Genomic DNA, 385 nt, shown 5'->3' with positions numbered 1-385 from the left:
AATCATTCAAGACATGACCTTGGTAATGGAGCGCAGCCCATCGTCATTTGCGACTATGCAAGAAGAAGATATTCGCCAGCATTTCCTAGTGCAACTGAATGGGCACTACGAGGGAAAAGCAACCGGAGAAACATTCAACGCTGAGGGCAAAACCGACATTCTAGTGCGTGACGAGGGGCGTAATATCTTCATCGCCGAGTGCAAATTCTGGCGAGGCGACAAAGGCTTTAGCGATACGATCGATCAACTTCTGGGATACCTGTCCTGGCGCGATACGAAGACAGCAATCATGGTGTTCAATCGGAACAAGGACATGTCTAATGTCCTCTCCAAGATCAGATCATTGACGGAATCTCACCCGCTTTTCAAAACTGGTCCCAAGGTC

Annotated in this window: 1 pseudogene; it reads left to right on the top strand. The window is 48.6% G+C overall.

Features of this window, described 5'->3' with window-relative positions:
* Positions 1 to 25: 25 nt before the first annotated feature.
* Positions 26 to 385: pseudogene (locus HBA93_RS19120) on the top strand (hypothetical protein); the annotation flags it as partial.

It is taken from the genome of Ochrobactrum sp. SFR4 (assembly GCF_019730395.1).
Classification (GTDB): domain Bacteria; phylum Pseudomonadota; class Alphaproteobacteria; order Rhizobiales; family Rhizobiaceae; genus Pseudochrobactrum.
Note: the sequence above shows the minus strand (reverse complement) of the source record. Positions and strands in the feature narration are given on the sequence as shown.